At 66.7% G+C, this 15,219-nt stretch carries 20 protein-coding genes; 10 read left to right on the top strand and 10 right to left on the bottom strand.

Annotated elements, in window-relative coordinates; genetic code table 11:
- The first annotated feature begins 60 nt into the window (after positions 1-60).
- From argF to WAS25_RS10360, 4 genes are all read left to right on the top strand, one after another.
- Positions 61-1,053, top strand: coding sequence for an ornithine carbamoyltransferase (gene argF / locus WAS25_RS10375; protein ID WP_422311757.1), 993 nt, complete (start codon positions 61-63; stop codon positions 1,051-1,053).
- Between the two features lie 371 nt (positions 1,054-1,424).
- Positions 1,425-1,922 carry a hypothetical protein gene (locus WAS25_RS10370; RefSeq protein WP_422311755.1) on the top strand — a complete coding sequence of 166 codons (498 nt, stop codon included), beginning with the start codon at positions 1,425-1,427 and terminating at the stop codon, positions 1,920-1,922.
- A gap of 29 nt (positions 1,923-1,951) precedes the next feature.
- Complete coding sequence (locus WAS25_RS10365; protein ID WP_422311753.1) at positions 1,952-2,482, top strand: hypothetical protein; 531 nt, start codon at positions 1,952-1,954, stop codon at positions 2,480-2,482.
- 22 nt (positions 2,483-2,504) lie between these two features.
- Positions 2,505-2,876 carry a cupin domain-containing protein gene (locus tag WAS25_RS10360; protein WP_422311751.1) on the top strand — a complete coding sequence of 124 codons (372 nt, stop codon included), beginning with the start codon at positions 2,505-2,507 and terminating at the stop codon, positions 2,874-2,876.
- Between the two features lie 19 nt (positions 2,877-2,895).
- Here WAS25_RS10360 and WAS25_RS10355 read toward each other — a convergent pair whose 3' ends face one another.
- The 5 genes from WAS25_RS10355 to WAS25_RS10335 all read right to left on the bottom strand — a co-directional run bounded on the left by WAS25_RS10355 (position 2,896) and on the right by WAS25_RS10335 (position 7,307).
- Positions 2,896-4,239 (bottom strand): metallophosphoesterase, encoded by a 1,344-nt coding sequence (locus tag WAS25_RS10355; protein WP_422311749.1) that lies wholly within the window; start codon positions 4,237-4,239, stop codon positions 2,896-2,898.
- A gap of 65 nt (positions 4,240-4,304) precedes the next feature.
- Entirely contained in the window at positions 4,305-5,675 is a 1,371-nt protein-coding gene (nuoF, locus tag WAS25_RS10350; RefSeq protein ID WP_422311747.1) for an NADH-quinone oxidoreductase subunit NuoF, read from the bottom strand.
- 13 nt (positions 5,676-5,688) lie between these two features.
- Positions 5,689-6,264, bottom strand: a complete 576-nt coding sequence (locus WAS25_RS10345; protein WP_422311745.1) for an NAD(P)H-dependent oxidoreductase subunit E — start codon at positions 6,262-6,264, stop codon at positions 5,689-5,691.
- Positions 6,265-6,363: 99 nt separating this feature from the next.
- Positions 6,364-6,606, bottom strand: a complete 243-nt coding sequence (locus tag WAS25_RS10340; protein ID WP_422311743.1) for a CDGSH iron-sulfur domain-containing protein — start codon at positions 6,604-6,606, stop codon at positions 6,364-6,366.
- A gap of 113 nt (positions 6,607-6,719) precedes the next feature.
- Positions 6,720-7,307, bottom strand: coding sequence for a YceI family protein (locus tag WAS25_RS10335; protein ID WP_422311741.1), 588 nt, complete (start codon positions 7,305-7,307; stop codon positions 6,720-6,722).
- Positions 7,308-7,418: 111 nt separating this feature from the next.
- Between WAS25_RS10335 and WAS25_RS10330 the strand changes: the two genes are divergently transcribed.
- The gene (locus WAS25_RS10330; RefSeq protein WP_422311739.1) at positions 7,419-7,913 is read left to right on the top strand and encodes a MarR family winged helix-turn-helix transcriptional regulator; all 495 of its coding nucleotides are present in this window, start codon (positions 7,419-7,421) and stop codon (positions 7,911-7,913) included.
- A gap of 12 nt (positions 7,914-7,925) precedes the next feature.
- On the opposite strand, the gene nuoD is transcribed toward WAS25_RS10330, so the two are convergent.
- From nuoD to WAS25_RS10310, 4 genes are read right to left on the bottom strand one after another with little or no spacing between them, the layout of a single operon-like run.
- On the bottom strand, positions 7,926-9,080 hold the full coding sequence (nuoD, locus tag WAS25_RS10325; protein ID WP_422311824.1) for an NADH dehydrogenase (quinone) subunit D: 1,155 nt from the start codon (positions 9,078-9,080) through the stop codon (positions 7,926-7,928).
- Positions 9,081-9,128: 48 nt separating this feature from the next.
- Entirely contained in the window at positions 9,129-9,617 is a 489-nt protein-coding gene (locus WAS25_RS10320) for an NADH-quinone oxidoreductase subunit C (RefSeq protein ID WP_422311737.1), read from the bottom strand.
- Positions 9,618-9,629: 12 nt separating this feature from the next.
- Positions 9,630-10,238 carry an NADH-quinone oxidoreductase subunit B gene (locus WAS25_RS10315; protein ID WP_422311735.1) on the bottom strand — a complete coding sequence of 203 codons (609 nt, stop codon included), beginning with the start codon at positions 10,236-10,238 and terminating at the stop codon, positions 9,630-9,632.
- Position 10,239: 1 nt separating this feature from the next.
- Positions 10,240-10,620 (bottom strand): NADH-quinone oxidoreductase subunit A, encoded by a 381-nt coding sequence (locus WAS25_RS10310; RefSeq protein ID WP_422311733.1) that lies wholly within the window; start codon positions 10,618-10,620, stop codon positions 10,240-10,242.
- Between the two features lie 138 nt (positions 10,621-10,758).
- Here WAS25_RS10310 and WAS25_RS10305 point away from each other — a divergent pair, with 138 nt between their 5' ends.
- The 5 genes from WAS25_RS10305 to WAS25_RS10285 all read left to right on the top strand — a co-directional run bounded on the left by WAS25_RS10305 (position 10,759) and on the right by WAS25_RS10285 (position 14,293).
- The gene (locus WAS25_RS10305) at positions 10,759-11,016 is read left to right on the top strand and encodes a phosphopantetheine-binding protein (RefSeq protein WP_422311731.1); all 258 of its coding nucleotides are present in this window, start codon (positions 10,759-10,761) and stop codon (positions 11,014-11,016) included.
- A 2-nt stretch (positions 11,017-11,018) separates the two neighbouring features.
- Positions 11,019-11,426 (top strand): 3-hydroxyacyl-ACP dehydratase FabZ, encoded by a 408-nt coding sequence (fabZ, locus tag WAS25_RS10300; protein ID WP_422311729.1) that lies wholly within the window; start codon positions 11,019-11,021, stop codon positions 11,424-11,426.
- Complete coding sequence (locus WAS25_RS10295) at positions 11,423-12,601, top strand: beta-ketoacyl-[acyl-carrier-protein] synthase family protein (RefSeq protein WP_422311727.1); 1,179 nt, start codon at positions 11,423-11,425, stop codon at positions 12,599-12,601. Before fabZ ends, WAS25_RS10295 begins: the two co-directional genes overlap by 4 nt.
- Positions 12,598-13,680 carry a beta-ketoacyl synthase N-terminal-like domain-containing protein gene (locus WAS25_RS10290; protein WP_422311725.1) on the top strand — a complete coding sequence of 361 codons (1,083 nt, stop codon included), beginning with the start codon at positions 12,598-12,600 and terminating at the stop codon, positions 13,678-13,680. The genes WAS25_RS10295 and WAS25_RS10290 overlap by 4 nt, the downstream gene beginning before the upstream one ends.
- A gap of 70 nt (positions 13,681-13,750) precedes the next feature.
- Entirely contained in the window at positions 13,751-14,293 is a 543-nt protein-coding gene (locus WAS25_RS10285) for an SPOR domain-containing protein (RefSeq protein ID WP_422311723.1), read from the top strand.
- Between the two features lie 9 nt (positions 14,294-14,302).
- Here WAS25_RS10285 and WAS25_RS10280 read toward each other — a convergent pair.
- Positions 14,303-15,219: NFACT RNA binding domain-containing protein (locus tag WAS25_RS10280; RefSeq protein WP_422311722.1), on the bottom strand; the 917-nt coding region annotated here is incomplete at its 5' end.

The following is a 15,219-nucleotide window of genomic DNA, read 5'->3' as shown; positions in this document are numbered from 1 at the left end:
AAGCCACTGGGCCGGAGGCTCAGCGCTACCCTGGGCCCTACACCTGTTTCGGAGGACCACATGGCCGTCAATCTCAAGGGTCGCAGCTTTCTCACGCTCATGGACTTCTCTCCGGAGGAGGTGCGCTACCTCCTGGACCTGTCCCGGGATCTGAAGGCCAAGAAGCGCATGGGCGTCTTCAACTACCTCCTGAAGGGCAAGAACATCGTGCTGCTCTTCGAGAAGACCAGCACTCGCACCCGCTGCGCCTTCGAAGTGGGCGCGCTTGAAGAAGGCGCACATGTCACCTTCCTGGATTCCGCCAGCTCCCAGGTCGGCAAAAAGGAATCCATCGAGGACAGCGCCAAGGTGCTGGGCCGTTTCTATGACGGCATCGAATACCGCGGCTACAAGCAGGAAGTGGTCGAAGCCCTGGCCAAGCACAGCGGCGTGCCCGTGTGGAATGGCCTCACCGACACCGACCATCCCACCCAGATCTTGGCGGACTTCCTCACCATCGAGGAGCACGTGGCCAAGCCCCTGCACAAGGTGAAGCTGGTGTTCTGCGGCGACATCCGGAACAACATGAGCTACGCCCTGATGTACGGCGCCGCCAAGACCGGCATGCACATGGTCGCCCTGGGGCCCAAGGAGCTGGCGCCCGATCCAGCCGTGCTCGCCGCCGCCCGCGAGGCCGCCAAGCTCACCGGCGCCACCATCGAGGTCACCGACAACGTGGATGAGGCCGTGAAGGGCGCCGACGTCATCTACACGGATGTCTGGGCCAGCATGGGCGAGGAGGACCAGATCCCTGCCCGCGTGAAGCTGCTCACCCCCTTCAAGGTCACCATGGAGATGATCGCGAAGACCGGCAACGCCGACGTGAAGTTCCTCCACTGCCTGCCTGCCTTCCACGACTTCGAGACCAAGCTGGCCAAGGAGATGAAGGCCCAGGGCCACGACATCCGCGAGGTCACCGACGAGGTCTTCCGCAGCCGCCACAGCGTGGTCTTCGACGAAGCCGAGAACCGCATGCACACGATCAAGGCGGTGATGGTGGCGACCATCGGATAGCTGCGGAAACCACCGATTCTCCTAAGTCCACAAGGTACAGGTCAGGGACCATGACCTGAACGATTGGTTTCCCAGCTTGTGGCCTCAGGGAGGTTTTAACCACCGATGAACACCGATAAAGGAATGAGCAGGGCATGACTGCCGAGCCCGGGCAGATAAGCGCCTTCCGGCACGAATGCCCTTCAGTCCTTATCAGCTTTTGATCGGTGTCCATCGGTGGCTAAAATTCTCTTCCTCTTCACACCTGCCATTAGGCGGCAGCCCCTGAGTCACTGCAGCTGCCCTTCCATGAGGGCCCCATCGGTGGGGCTTGATGGAGATCCTTTTCATTACTGCTATTGTTGGGACCACCAACCCCACACGGAGATCCCATGCGCTCAGCCCGGCTGTTCCTCGTCCCCGCCTTCGCGGCCCTTTCCCTCATGGCCCAGGACCATTCCCTCTCCGGCACCTGGAGTCAGGTGCGGGCCGATGACATCGCGGCGGCCATCAACAGCACCGTGGCGGACATGAACTTCATCAAGCGCCCCATCGCCCGGGGCCGCCTCGCCAAGCTGAACCCCGCCTACAAGAAGGTCGTCATCTCCATCTCCAGCCAGGAAGTGCTCATCAAGCTGGATGAGCGCGATGCCATCCACATGCCCCCCGACGGCAAATCCGCCCCCTGGACCCGCGAGGACGGCGACAAGTTCCAGGTGGCCGCCCAGGTCTCGAAGGACCAGCTCATCCAGACCTTCAAGAACGACGAGGGCGAGCGCACCAACCTCTTCAAGCTGAGTGCCGACGGCAAGTCCCTCACCATGACCGCCACCGTGAAGAGTCCCCAACTGCCCAAGCCCCTCACGTACTCGATCACCTTCGGAAGGTAGGCCACCTACGGGCCAACCCCCGCTTCGCCATGCCCGTCCAGGCCTTCTTCCCGACTCACCCGCCGGCCATGCCGGCCCATGTGAGCCTTGTCTGCCCACAGTGCACCCACCTGGCCAGCTTCGAGGCTCCCTACTGGCTCATTCCCCAGGGTGAGCCGGCGCCAGGATCCGGCCCGGTGGTCCAATGGAAGGAGCGGCTCGTCCAGGCGAGGTTCCCCGGGCAGGTGCCCTGGGATGATCCATGCAACGCGGCCTGCCAGCCCTCTGCCCGGTCGAAAACCCTGGGCGTGGCAGTGTGCTCGGCCTGCGGGCTGGTCCGCAGGCACCTACTGGACTGGCCCAACGACGCCTTCTTCAAGTGCGACATCCAGGGCAGGACGCTGTGGGCCTGGAACCGGAGCCACCTCCAGTCAATCCGCGACTCCCTCCAGGGCATCCGCGACTCGCGCGAACAGGCCGAAAACAGACATGCGAAGATTCCCCGCCACTTCCAGATCTCGAAGCATCGTGATCAGGTCCTGGAGGCTGCCGCCAGGCTCCTGGAGTCCATCCGTGTCTGACCCACTTACCTCCGGAAATGCCATGCCCAGCATCGTCTCCCCCAGCCAGGTCGCGGCTTCGCTCACGGAGCTCTGGTCGCCGCGGGTGGTGGGCGAGGTGGATGAGGCCTACATCAAGGTGGCCAAGGTTCAGGGCTCGCTGGTGTGGCACAGCCATGAGGCGGAGGACGAGCTGTTCCTCGTGCTCAAGGGCCACCTGCGCATCGAGCTGGAGGACGGGTCCGTGGAGCTGGACGAGGGCGAGCTGTTCGTGGTGCCGAAGGGCGTGCGCCATAACCCGGTGGCCGAGCAGGAATGCCATCTTCTGCTCATCGAACGCAAGTCCACCCAGCACACCGGCACGGAAGTCACGGAGCGAACCCGCTCCGTCGCCGAGCAGCTCCGGCCCCTCTGAGGCGTGCCGGGCGTGAGAGCTACTTCGTCAGCGTGATGGTATCCAGTTCCCGGCCCTCGGCATCCAGCTGGCGCAGCGTCAAGCTCTTCGCCGTCACATCCAGCACCGTGAAGGAGTGCTTGTCGGATATGAAGGCGCGGGTCCAGGGCTGCCAGCTGGCCTTGGCGTCGGTCTGCCAGGGGTCGTAGAGCTCGGCGCCGCCGGCGCCGGTGACGATGTGGATGGGCCCCTTGGCCCGGGTAATCGTCTTGCCATCGAAGGCTTCGTCCATCGTGAACTCGCCCGTCACCGGCTTCCCGCGCGAACCGACCTGGGTGGGCCGGAAGCGCAGCGGCGCCGTGCGCTGGTAGTTGTGGACATGTCCCGCCAGCACCAGATGGACGCCGTACTGCTCGAGGAGCGGGCTGATGGGGCGCATCCACTGGTCGTCGAAGTGGCTCCGCGCGCTCTGGAACAGCGGATGGTGAAGGGCCACGATTCGCCATGCGGCCCCTTGCGCCGCCTCGAGGTCGGCCTCCAGCCAGGCCCTCAGACCGGGGCTGCCCCAGTCCGTGTAGCCATTGGAATCCAGGACCGTCCAGTGGATCCCTCCGTAGTCGAAGCTGAAGCTGGCCATGCGGGGAAAGGCGGGGCCCGAGGCCGCCACCATGGCATCGTGGACCCCGGACTTCACCGGGGCAGCACTCTTCTCACCGGTCCGCAGGGCCGGCCCGTTCAGGGGCTGCGACCAGTATGCGAAGTAGGCGGAGGCATCTGGATATCCCGCGAAGGACACGTCATGGTTGCCCACCACGCCCAGGAAGGGCACCCGCCGCATCAGGGGCACCGCTTCGCTGTTGTAGACGGGGAAGAAGTGGGCGCGGTACTCGGAGGCGCGGCCCCGGCCATAGACCAGATCGCCCGTGATGAAGACCGCATCCGGCTGGACGGCCAGCACTGCCTTGGCGATGGCGGCCTGCCCCTTGGAAGCATCGGCCGCATCGCCGAACACAACCATGCGATGGGCGCCCGGCCTGCGGGGCTGGGCCTCCGCCTCGAAGACGACCTCGCCCTTGCGCTTCACGCGGTAGGGGACGGTCGCGCCGGGCGCCAGGTTCCGCAGCGTGGCCCGATATATCCGGTGGGGGGCCAGGGGCGGCGCATCGAGGCGGTGGTAGGTAGGTGCGCCCTGGACCTTCCAGGAGGCTCCGGCCTTCACCTCCACGGACCAGGCAGCCTCTTCGTCCCCCGTGTGCCAGAGCAGGTCCAGCCGCTCCCGGACCGCCGCCGTCGGCGCATCGCCCAGCTGCAGGTAGGGCTTCACCAGAAACGCGTCCTGGGCAGGCAGGAGGGCGCAGAGGAGGCAGAGCAGGAGGCTTCGCATCCCGCATTATCCAGCAACGCAAAGGGCGCCGGTGGCGCCCTTTGCTGGAATGGATCAGAAGAAGGCTAGTGCGCCCCCACCTTGGACAGCAGACGTGACCCGGTGGCGTAGCAGGTCTTATGGGTGATGTGATGTTCGAACTCGTGGCGGAACTTCTGCAGGGCCGAGTCCACGGGGCCGCAGGCCGCGTCGCCCAGGGGGCACAGCGTCCGCATGCCGATGCGGGGTGTGAGGCTGGCGATGAGGTCCAGGTCCTCCATGCGGCCCTGCCCGTGCTCGATGCGGTGGAGGATCATCTCCAGCCAGTTGCAGCCTTCGCGGCAGGGGGTGCACTGGCCGCAGCTCTCATGCGCGTAGAAGCGGATGAGCCGCAGCGTGGCCTGGACGATGCACGTGTCCTCGTCCATGACGATGAGGCCGCCAGAACCACCCATGGAGCCCCGGGCCCTCAGGTTGTCGAAGTCCATGGGAACGTCGAAGTCCTTCTCATCCAGCATGGGACAGCTGGCGCCGCCGGGGATGATGGCCTTGATCTTGCGGCCCGTGCTGGAGCCGCCGCAGAGTTCCTCAACCAGGAAGTTCATGGGCGTGCCCATGGGCAGCTCATAGATGCCCGGGCGCTTCACGTGGCCGCTGACGCCGAAGATGCGGGTGCCGGTGTTCTTCGGGGAGCCAATCTTGGCATACTCGGCGCCGCCCATGCGGAGGATGGGCGGTACTGCCGCGAGCGTTTCCACGTTGTTCACGGTGGTGGGCTGGCCGAAGGCGCCCTTGGCCGCCGGGAAGGGCGGTTTCACGCGGGGCTCGCCGCGGCGGCCTTCCAGCGAATTTAGCAGGGCCGTTTCCTCGCCGCAGATGTAGGCTCCGGCGCCGCGATACACGAGGATGTCGTAGTCCCAGCCTGTGCCCAGGATGTTCTTGCCCAGGTAGCCGGCCTCGCGGGCCTCCTGGAGGGCGGCCTCGAGCTTCTCGATGAGCCATAGAAACTCACCGCGGATGTAGACGTAGCCCATGGCACACTGCATCGCCCAGCCGCCGATGATCATGCCCTCGATGAGCTGGTGGGGGTTGTACTCGAGGATGACGCGGTCCTTGAAGGTGCCAGGCTCGCCCTCGTCGCCGTTGCACACGAGGTAGCGGGTGAACTTGCGGTCAGCCGTGTCCTTGGGCATGAAGGACCACTTGAGGCCCGCAGGGAAGCCCGCGCCGCCTCGCCCGCGGAGGCCGGAGGTCTTGACCTCTTCGGTGACGGCCACAGGTTCCATCTTCAGCGCAGCCTTCATGGCCATGTAGCCTTCGTGCTGCTGCTCGTAGACCTTAAGGTGCCAGTTGTTCAGGTCGCCTGCGCCCCGGAGCATCAGGTTCGGGAACTTCTCCGAACCGAAGCCCGGGAAGGTGTATGTGTGGTGATCAGGCTTGGTGCGGATGGCGGCCATGGTCGTTCCTCCGCTACTGAGCCCAGGGGCGATAGTCGCCCCGCTTGCAGGCTTCCATCACTTCGATCAGCTTCTGCTCGTCCACCAACTCGTCGTAGACGTCCTGATTCACCTGGATGCAGGGTGCCACGCCACAGCCGGCCAAGCACTCCACTTCCTCCACGCTCCACATGCCGTCGGGGCTGGGGCCCTGGCCGGGCTTCGCGCCGGTCTTCTCGCAGACCTTCTCCAGCAGTTGGGCGGCGCCGCGCAGGGCGCAGCTGATGTTGGTGCAGACCGAGAAGTGATATTTCCCGACGGGCGCCTTCTGATACATGGTGTAGAAGGTGGCGACACCGAAGACGTGGCCTTCGGGAATGCCTATGGCCTTGGCCACGGCCTTCATGGCCGACAGGCTCACGAACCCGAACTCACGCTGGGCGATGTACAGGGCCGGCAGGGTGGCCGCGAGCTTGTCGGGGTATTGCGCCATGATGGCGTGGATCTCGGCGATGGCTTCGGGGCTGAACTCCCTGCGCTCGGATTCGGGCAGGCGCTGGCCCGGGGCCAAGGGTTCGTTCGAGGTTTCGGGAGGCTGGGGATGGTTCATGGGCGCGCTCGCATGAGGGGCCAGTTTAGCCCGAAACAGAGAGGGGGCGCCCAGTCAAACCGGGTGCCCCCCATCACGACCAGATCTGGTCCAGTGGCCTCAAAGGGCGCAGTGGCTCCCGTCGCAGAACGGGGCGGTCTTCGTGTGCTTGCACTGGCAGAGGGCCTTCCTGCCTGCCTCCGTGACTTCCACCTTCAGGGGGCGCAGGTCGCAGACCTTGTGGGCGCCGTCGCAGAAGGGCTGCTTGGCGCTCAGGCCGCAGGTGCACCAGAAGTAGGTGCCGGGCTCCAGGTCCAGCACCGCCGGGACCTTGGCCGCCACTTTCGGGAATCCTTCGCTCATGATCGACTCCTCGGGGCCGCTACCGAATCAATCCAGCAGAAGTGGCAATTCCGTTACGGCCCCTGATGCCGCATTCGCCACCTGGATAAAAGCTGGGAACAGGTCTGAAGGCCTTACTTCTTGGGTTCTTCGACCTTGCCCGCTTCGACGTTCAGGCTGATGGCCACCTCATCGCCCAGGGCCCCGGGGTAGGTCTTGATCCCGAAGTCGTTCCGGTTGATGGTCACGGCGCCGTCGATGAACCCGGCCACCACGGCCCCCGGCTTCATGCCAGGTCCGGTGCCCGCATTGGTGATGGGGATGGTGATGCGCTTGGTCACGCCGTGAAGGGTGAAGTCGCCCGTCACTTCCAGCTTGCCCTTCGCGACTTCCTTCACCGAAGTGCTCTTGAAGGTGATGGTGGGGTATTTCTCCACATCAAAGAAATCAGCAGACTTCAGGTGCTTGTCCCTGGATTCGTTGTCTGTATTGATGCTGGCCGCATCGATGGTGACCTCCACGCTGGATTTGCTGATGTCGGCCGTGTCCACCTTGATGGTGCCGCCGAACTTCGCGAAGCGGCCGCTGGTCTTGGCCAGGAGGTGGCGGATCTTGAAGCTGATCTCGCTGTGGACGGGGTCGATCTTGTAGGTGTCCTGGGCCAGGGCGGGCAGGGCCGCCAGGGCGAGAACCGCAAGAACGGTACGAAAGGGATGGCGCATTGGACCTCCAAGGAATAGGTGTTTCACCATGTAATTCAGTCTAGGCCTTGATTCGAGAGTTGCAACTTCTTTTTTTGGAAATCTGTCATCCTTTTCCCCACGGAGCTGTTCATGCACATCCGCGAGGAACTCCAGATCACCAAGCCCATCGAGCCGGGCCATGAGGTGGCCCTGGCCCTGCTCCTCACCCGGGAGTACGTGGCCCGCCTCTTCGATGCATGCCTCTACGAACCCGAGGGCCTCTCTGACCAGCAGTTCAACGTGCTGAGGATCCTCAAGGGCGGCCCCAAGGATGGCTACCTGGTGAAGGACCTGCGCTGCCGCATGATCTACCGCTTCGCCGACGTGCCCCGCCTGGTGAACCGCCTGGAGGCCCGGGGCCTGGTCAAGCGCTGCGAGAACCCCGCCGACCGCCGCGGGAGCCGCGTGCAGATCACGCCCAAGGGCCTGGCCCTGGAGGCCAAGATGTTCGCCCGACACAACGCCCTCTGCCAGCAGGTGGACCGCTGCCTCGGGGCCGAGGAACGGGACGCACTGCTGGGCATCCTGGAGCGGCTTCGGAATGACCATCGGTCGCAGCTGGCGGAACTGCAGACGAGCGAATGACGGAGCGCGAGCTTAGCGGTCGAGCTCGCCTGCGATCACATTCATCGCGCCGAGGACAGCGACCGCATCGGCGATCAGCCCGCCCTTCACCTGGTCCTCGAAGCTGCTGAAGATGGGGAGGCAGGGGGGACGGACGCGGATGCGGTAGGGGTTCTTGCCGCCGTCGCTCACGATGTAGAAGCCCAGCTCGCCGTTGGCGGCTTCGGTGGCGCTGTAGACCTCGCCCACGGGCATCTCCATGCCGTGCATGATGAGCTTGAAGTGGTGGATGAGGCTCTCCATGCGGGTGTAGACCTTCTCCTTGGAGGGCAGGGCGATCTTGGGGTCGTCCACCATGACGGGCCCTGGCTCCAGGCGGTCCAGCACCTGGCGGATGATGCGCAGGCTCTGCCGCATCTCCTCGGTGCGCACCAGGTAGCGGTCGAACACGTCGCCGGTGGTGCCGATGGGGATGTCGAAGTCGTAGGTCTCGTAGCCCAGGTAGGGCTGGGCCTTGCGAAGGTCCTGGGGCACCCCCGCAGCGCGCAGGCAGGGGCCGGTGTAGCCCCAGTTCACCGCGTCCTCCGGGCTGATGGCGCCGATGCCCTTGGTGCGGTCATGCCAGATGGGGTTGTGGGTGAGCAGGTTCTCCATCTCGTCGAGGCTCGCCTCGCACTCCACCAGGAAGCGCTCAGTGAGGGGCACGAAGCCCTCGGGGATGTCCCGGAAGAGGCCGCCGATGCGAGTGAAGCTGGTGTGGAGGCGCTGGCCGGCGGCCATCTCGAACAGGTCGTAGATGGTCTCGCGCTGGCGGAAGAGGTAGAGGAAGGCCGTGAATGCGCCGATGTCGACGGCGTTCACGCCCACGCACACCAGGTGATCGGCGATGCGGGCCAGCTCGGAGACCAGCACCCGGATCTGCTGGGCGCGCTTGGGGATCTGGATGTCCAGCAGCTTCTCCACCGCCGTGGTGTAGCCCACGTTGTTCATGATGGAGCTGCAGTAGTTCAGCCGGTCCGTCAGGGGGATGAACTGCTGGTAGCTGAGGCTCTCGCCCAGCTTCTCCACCCCACGGTGGAGGTAGCCCATCTCGGGGGTGGCCTTGGTGATGGTCTCGCCCTCAAGTTCCAGCACGATGCGGAGCGTGCCGTGGGTGGTGGGGTGCGACGGCCCCATGTTGACGATCATCTTGTCGCCGTCGAGCTGCTGCCGGGTCATGGCGATGGATTCCATGGTCTAGCTCCGTTCGCCGTTGTTGTAGGGCGCGGTGCAGCCTTCCATGCAGAAGACATCGCCGCCATCCAGGGGGAAGTCCTTGCGCAGGGCGTGGCCCTGGAAGTCGTCCCAGGTGAGCAGGCGCCGCAGGTCCGGGTGGCCGTCGAAGCGGATGCCGAAGAGGTCGAAGACTTCTCGCTCGAACCAGTTGGCGGTCTTGAACAGGCCGGCCAGGCTTGCGACGGACTCGCCGTCCGCTACGGGCACCTTCACCCGCAGGCGCTCCTGGCTGGCCAGGTTGAGCCAGTGGTAGACCACGTCGAACCTCTGCTCACGCTCGGGCCAGTCCACGGCGGTGATGTCCACGAGGAACTGGAAGCCTTCGCGGTGGAGCAGCTCCACCACGGCCAGCAGGTTCTCCTTGGTGATGACGACGGTTTGGTCGCCCCGGAAGTCGTGCCGGTCGGTGATGGTCCCTGGAAGCTGTGCGTCGATGTGCTCGATGATCATGATCTGCCCCGCCTAGAAGATCGTTCCCACGCCGCGCTCGCCGGCGTCCATCAGCATTTCGCGGATGGTCTGCTGGCTGGTGAGGCCCTTCGTCGCCTGCAGCGCGTCCTGCCGCTCCAGGCTCTCGTAGAACCGCGCGATGTGATCCTTGCGCATGGAGAGCGATTCCTTCTCGATCTGCTCCTGCAGCTTCATGACGCCGTAGATGATGCTCTCGGGGCGGGGCGGGCAGCCCGGCACGTAGACATCCACGGGGATGATGCGGTCCACACCCTGCAGGGTCGCGTAGGTGCGGTACATCCCGCCCGAGCTGGCGCAGACGCCCACCGAGATCACCCACTTGGGCTCGGCCATCTGTGCGTAAATGGTGCGGAGCACCGGGGCCATCTTGTTGGTGATGGTGCCCAGGATCAGCATCATGTCGCTCTGCCGGGGGCTGAAGCGCATGGCCTCGGCACCGAAGCGGCTGAGGTCGTACTTCGACGACATCATGCTCATGAACTCGATGGCGCAACAGGCCACGCCGAAGGGCATGGGCCACAGGCTGTTCTTGCGGCCCCAGTTGACGACCGCGTCGAGGCGAGTGGTCAGCACGGCATCGTTGATGTCCAGCTCGGCCATGTCAGCGCTCCCACTCGAAGGCGCCCTTGCCCCAGGCGTAGACGAAACCCACCAGCAGGGTGGCCATGAAGCTCAGCATGGCGCCGAAGGTCCAGAGCGCCGTCTTGAAGTTCACGGCCCAGGGCAGCAGGAAGGCGGCTTCCACATCGAAGAGGATGAAGAGCATGGCGGTCAGGTAGAACTTCACGGAATACTTGTGCCGGGCGCCGGTCTGGATGGGCGGCACGCCGCACTCGTAGACCCGCAGCTTGGCCTCCTGGGGATTGTTCGGCTTAAGCAGCGGCAGCACCCAGCCGGACAGCACGAGGATGGCGGCGGCCGTGACAGCGGCGACCAGCAACAGGATCAGGACCGGCAAGAAGGGCGATGCGGGATGGGCCATGGCGCTCTCGGGCGGAGGATTCCGCGAGGATCCAGCTTAGCGCCCTTTGAAGCGGCGAGAGCCCTGTCAAGATCACAAGCGACCTGGACCCCGGGGTTCGGGATAGAATCGGCCTTCCACCCTCCTGAGGGGAAACCCATGAGCGACCTCAAGCTGCGCGTCAAAGAGATGATCATCGAGCGCCTGAAGCTCGAGGGGATGACGCCCGACCAGATCGAGGATGGGGCCCCCCTCTTCGGCGATGGCCTGGGTCTGGATTCCATCGACGCCCTGGAGCTGGTGCTGGGCATCGAGCAGGTCTTTGGCGTGAAGATCGAGGACGAGGCCGCGGGACTCAAGGCCTTCAAGTCCGTGCAGGCCCTCACGGAGTTCATCGCCGAGCACGCCAAGGCCTAGCCATGACCGACATTCCGGCCCACCTGCCGCACCGCTACCCCTTCCTGCTGGTGGACCGGGTGCTTGAGCGCGAGCCGGGGGTGCGGGTGGTGGCCGAGAAGCTCGTCACGATCGGCGAGCCCTACCTTCAGGGCCACTTCGAGGGGCGCCCCCTGGTGCCCGGCGTGCTCCTGCTGGAGATGCTGGCCCAGGCCGGGGGCTTTCTGGAGGCCGAGCCCCTGAACGGCGCCGCCATCTTCCTGGCCGGCGTCCAGGACGCCCGCTTCAAGGGCCCCGCCCTGCCCGGCGACCGCCTGCGGCTGGAGGTCCGGTCTGAGGGTGCCTTCGCCGGGATGATGAAGGTCCGGGGCACCGTGAGCTGCGAGGGCCGGGACCTCTGCACCGCCGCCCTGCTGGTCAAGCGCCTATGAACAGGGTCGTGGTGACTGGCCTCGGCATCGTGTCCTCCCTGGCCCTGGACCGGGAAGGCACCTGGTCCGCCATGCTCGCCGGAAAGGATGGCCTGGGCCCCCTCACCCGCCTCTCTCTGCCGCTCGAACCGGCCCAGCTGGCCGGACAGGTGGCCATGGACCCGGGCCGCCACCAGACCCTCTGCGAGCGCATGGCCCTCCGCGCCCTGGACGAGGCCCTGGATGGCCTGGCGCACCAGGGGGACCCCGCCCGCATCGGCGTCTTCCAGGGGGCGGGCACCAGCGGCCTGCCCGTGGCGGAGGCCTTCCTCGAGGAACGGCTGGCCGGGCATCGGGGCCGGGCCTCGGAGCCCGCCTACCAGAGCCCCAGCACCGTCACGGATGCCCTGGCCCGCCGGATGGGCGCCCAGGGACCCCGGAGCACAGTCATGAACGCCTGCTCTTCCAGCCTGCTGGCCATCGGGCAAGCCTGGGAGCGACTGGCGGCGGGCGAGCTCGACCTAGCCGTGGCCGGAGGCGCCGAAAACCTCTGCCGCACCACCTACGCCGGCTTCTCCTGCCTCAAGGCCGTGGACGCGAGGAAGTGCCGACCCTTCAGCCGCGACCGTGCCGGTCTCAACCTGGGCGAGGGCGCCGTGCAGCTGGTACTGGAGACCCTGGACGAAGCCCAGGCCCGAGGCGCCGTGATCTACGCCGAGGTGCTGGGCTACGGCGCCAGCATGGACGCCCACCACCCCACCGCCCCCCATCCCGAAGGCGAAGGTGCCGCCCGGGCTATGGCCATGGCCCTGCGCACCGGTGGCCTGGACACCTCCGGCGTCGACCTGGTCTCCGCCCACGGCACCGCCACCCCCGCCAATGACGGCGCCGAGTGCCTGGCCATACGCCGCGCCCTTGGAATGGCCGCCGAGGCAGTCTCGGTCACCAGCACCAAGAGCCAGTTCGGCCACACCCTCGGGGCCGCCGGGGCCTTCGGCGCCGCCGCCGCCATCCTGGCCCTGCGTGACCAGGTGGTGAGCCCCACGCTCCGCCTGGAGGAGCCCGATCCCCAGTGCGATCTGGACTGCACGCCGAAGCAGGCGAAGCAGCGGCGGCTCCGTGCGGCGCTGGTCAATGCCTTCGCGTTTGGCGGCAACAACGTGTCGCTATTGCTCCAGCGATGGGAGGGCCGGTGAGCGGCGCCGATCTCGTCATCACTGGCCTGGGCGTCGTGCTGCCCTGCGGGGACGGCATCGAGTTGGCCCGCGCCAACCTGGCTTCCGGAACCCCCTGCTTCGCGAACCTTCCCGATGCCCTCGGCCAGGGCCGCGGGGCCGCCTGCACGGCCTTCAACCCGGTGGGCACCATCCCGCCCATGCAACTGCGCCGCCTGGACCGGCCCTCCCGCTTCGCCTGGGTGGCGGCCCACCAGGCTTTCGCCGATGCAGGCCTCGATCCGAAGACCATGGGCGAGCGCATCGCCGTGACCGTGGGTTCGCTCACGGGCGGCAGCGAGGCCAGTGAGGCCTTCATGCGGCCCTACCTCCTGCGGGGGCCAGAAGGCGCCTCGCCGCTGGTCTTCCCCAACTGCGTGGCCAATGCCGCCAGCGGGCACCTGGCCCTGGCCTACGGCCTCAAGGGCCCCAGCGCCACCATCGTGGACCGGGAGAACGCCACCTTCGCCGCCCTGGAGCAGGCTGCGCGCTGGCTCCGCATGGGTCTGGCGGACGCCGCCCTGGTGATCGGCACGGATGGCCTCTTCCCCCTCCTGCTGGACCTCTGTCGGGGGGCCCGTCTGGCGGCCCGCCATGGCGATCCCGAGATCGGCTCCGGGCGGGGCTTCCTCCCCGGCGAAGGCGCCCAGGCCTTCCTCCTGGAAGGCCGGGATCACGCCGAGTCCCGCGGCATCCGCCCCCGGGCGGTGCTGCGCGGCCTGGCCTCCAGGTCCTCATCCGACGACTCGGGCCCTGGTCGCAGCCAGGCCCTGGCCCGCGCCGTGACAGCCCTGGGCGAGGTCGCCCCAGAGCGCCGGGTGGGGGGAGCGAACGGCCTCTCACGCCTGGATAGCCTGGAGATCCACCTGGCAGAGTCCCACCCGAAATGGCCCGTCGCGCTGCATCCCAAGCAGTTGTGGGGCGAGTTCGCCGGCTCCGGCGGCCAGCTGCTGGCGGCGGCGCTACTGGCACCCTCGGACCTGACGCTGGTCACCGCCCCCGCCAGCAGTGGCAGCCAGTTCGCGGCCCTGCTCGAAGGCGTTACGCTGGATCGACGATGAGCATGAAGCAGGAGCGAAGTGCCACTTTGGCGCAGCCGAAGCCCATAGGGCGCGGCACAGGAGGTGCCGCGTGAGTCAGCGCGACCAGATCAGCATCCAGAGCCAGTCCATCCTCTGGGTGGCGGGCGTGGGCGTGGGCCTGCTCACCCTGGCCTTCGTCCTGGGCGTGCAGGTGGGCAAGCAGAGCGCCGCCTTGCGCCGCCCCATGCAGAAGGGCGTGGAGGACGAGCTGAAGGACCTGCCGGAACCCCTGCTGGACCAGCTCAAGATCTTCGAAGGCGACGGCCCCGACAAGATGGTGCCCACCCCGAAGGTGGACGGCACCGCTCCGAAGGAGGAGTCCAAGGCCGAGTCGAAGGCCGAACCCAAGGCCGCGGAGAAGCCCACCGAGCCCGAGGCTTGGACCCTGCAGCTGGTGGCCACCGCCGAGGCTGCCGAAGCCAAGCGGGTGGCCGACAAGGCCAAGGCCGCAGGCTTCGCCACGACCACCGTGAAGGAGAAGGGCCAGCTGAAGGTGCGTCTGACGAAAGCCACGGATCGCGCCGCCACCGACAAGACCGCCGAGAAGCTGAAGAAGGCCGGCTTCAAGCCCTTCGCGGTGAAGGTGGAGTAGCGGCTCCGGTCAAGGCTTCGGATACACCCGGATTCCCACCCACTTTTTCAGAATCACCTTCCCCGGCGCGAAGCCCCGGGGCTTGCTGATGTCGGCGATGCGGGCCATGTGGACTTCCACCTTCCCGCCGTCCCGGGCCTTGCTGTGGTAGGCGGCCAGCTCGGCGGCGCGCTCGATGACGCTGCGCGGCAGGTCGCTCAGCTTGTCGGGGTTGCGGATCACCACGTGGCTGCCGGGCACGCTGGCCACGTGGAACCAGAAGTCCAGGTTGTCGGCCACCTTGAAGGTGAGCTGGTCGTTCTCGGCGTCGCCCTTGCCGATGAGCACCTCGAAGCCATCCACCATGACGCTGCGGAAGGCCGTGCCCTTGCCATCCTTGCGCTTGCCTTCACCTGCCTGCATCCGCTTCGTCCCCTTGTCCTTCGTGGGCTGCTTCCCCTTCGGTTGTCTCGCAGTCGGCGGCTCCGGCGCAAGGCCTTCCCCCTCCATCTCCGCCCGCCTCAGCCAGGCGGCCCGCTCCCGCACGAGCTCCCCTTCGAGCTCGGCCACCCTCGCCAGGCCCCGCTCGGCCTTCTTGACCGCCGTGAACCAGGTCTGCACCGCATCCTCCACGGTGGCCCCCTCCGGCAGGGCGATGCGGGTGCCGTCCAGCAGGACCGCCTCCCGAGTGGCCCCCTTCAGCCGGTAGAGCTCTGTGGAGAGGCTTCGCGCCTGCGCCTTCAGGGGCAGCTGCGCCTCATGCTTCGCGCGGTCCCGGGCCATGGCTTGGGCCAGGCGGTCCAGGCGCGCAGACTCGGCCTGCCGTTTGCGTTCCGCCGCGGCCTGGGCCGGTGCCAGGATGAGCTGGTCGGCCCGTCCTTCCGACCAGGCGCGGTGGCGGGTCAGCAGGTCGCCCTCGCCCTCCAGCACCTCGGGCAGCTCTCCGG

The sequence above is a fragment of the Geothrix sp. genome, assembly GCF_049292215.1.
Classification (GTDB): Bacteria; Acidobacteriota; Holophagae; order Holophagales; family Holophagaceae; genus Geothrix.
Note: the sequence above shows the minus strand (reverse complement) of the source record. Positions and strands in the feature narration are given on the sequence as shown.

What these genes read in the sequence shown, in the direction of transcription:
- WAS25_RS10365 (WP_422311753.1), top strand. Translation starts at nt 1,952, where the DNA reads ATGCCCGTCCAGGCCTTCTTCCCGACTCACCCGCCGGCCATGCCGGCC.
- WAS25_RS10320 (WP_422311737.1), bottom strand. Translation starts at nt 9,617, where the DNA reads ATGATCATCGAGCACATCGACGCACAGCTTCCAGGGACCATCACCGAC.
- fabZ (WP_422311729.1), top strand. Translation starts at nt 11,019, where the DNA reads ATGACCGACATTCCGGCCCACCTGCCGCACCGCTACCCCTTCCTGCTG.
- WAS25_RS10345 (WP_422311745.1), bottom strand. Translation starts at nt 6,264, where the DNA reads ATGAACCATCCCCAGCCTCCCGAAACCTCGAACGAACCCTTGGCCCCG.
- WAS25_RS10330 (WP_422311739.1), top strand. Translation starts at nt 7,419, where the DNA reads ATGCACATCCGCGAGGAACTCCAGATCACCAAGCCCATCGAGCCGGGC.
- WAS25_RS10370 (WP_422311755.1), top strand. Translation starts at nt 1,425, where the DNA reads ATGCGCTCAGCCCGGCTGTTCCTCGTCCCCGCCTTCGCGGCCCTTTCC.
- WAS25_RS10340 (WP_422311743.1), bottom strand. Translation starts at nt 6,606, where the DNA reads ATGAGCGAAGGATTCCCGAAAGTGGCGGCCAAGGTCCCGGCGGTGCTG.
- WAS25_RS10315 (WP_422311735.1), bottom strand. Translation starts at nt 10,238, where the DNA reads ATGGCCGAGCTGGACATCAACGATGCCGTGCTGACCACTCGCCTCGAC.
- WAS25_RS10305 (WP_422311731.1), top strand. Translation starts at nt 10,759, where the DNA reads ATGAGCGACCTCAAGCTGCGCGTCAAAGAGATGATCATCGAGCGCCTG.
- WAS25_RS10310 (WP_422311733.1), bottom strand. Translation starts at nt 10,620, where the DNA reads ATGGCCCATCCCGCATCGCCCTTCTTGCCGGTCCTGATCCTGTTGCTG.
- WAS25_RS10335 (WP_422311741.1), bottom strand. Translation starts at nt 7,307, where the DNA reads ATGCGCCATCCCTTTCGTACCGTTCTTGCGGTTCTCGCCCTGGCGGCC.
- WAS25_RS10295 (WP_422311727.1), top strand. Translation starts at nt 11,423, where the DNA reads ATGAACAGGGTCGTGGTGACTGGCCTCGGCATCGTGTCCTCCCTGGCC.
- nuoF (WP_422311747.1), bottom strand. Translation starts at nt 5,675, where the DNA reads ATGGCCGCCATCCGCACCAAGCCTGATCACCACACATACACCTTCCCG.
- WAS25_RS10355 (WP_422311749.1), bottom strand. Translation starts at nt 4,239, where the DNA reads ATGCGAAGCCTCCTGCTCTGCCTCCTCTGCGCCCTCCTGCCTGCCCAG.
- WAS25_RS10360 (WP_422311751.1), top strand. Translation starts at nt 2,505, where the DNA reads ATGCCCAGCATCGTCTCCCCCAGCCAGGTCGCGGCTTCGCTCACGGAG.
- nuoD (WP_422311824.1), bottom strand. Translation starts at nt 9,080, where the DNA reads ATGATCGTCAACATGGGGCCGTCGCACCCCACCACCCACGGCACGCTC.
- argF (WP_422311757.1), top strand. Translation starts at nt 61, where the DNA reads ATGGCCGTCAATCTCAAGGGTCGCAGCTTTCTCACGCTCATGGACTTC.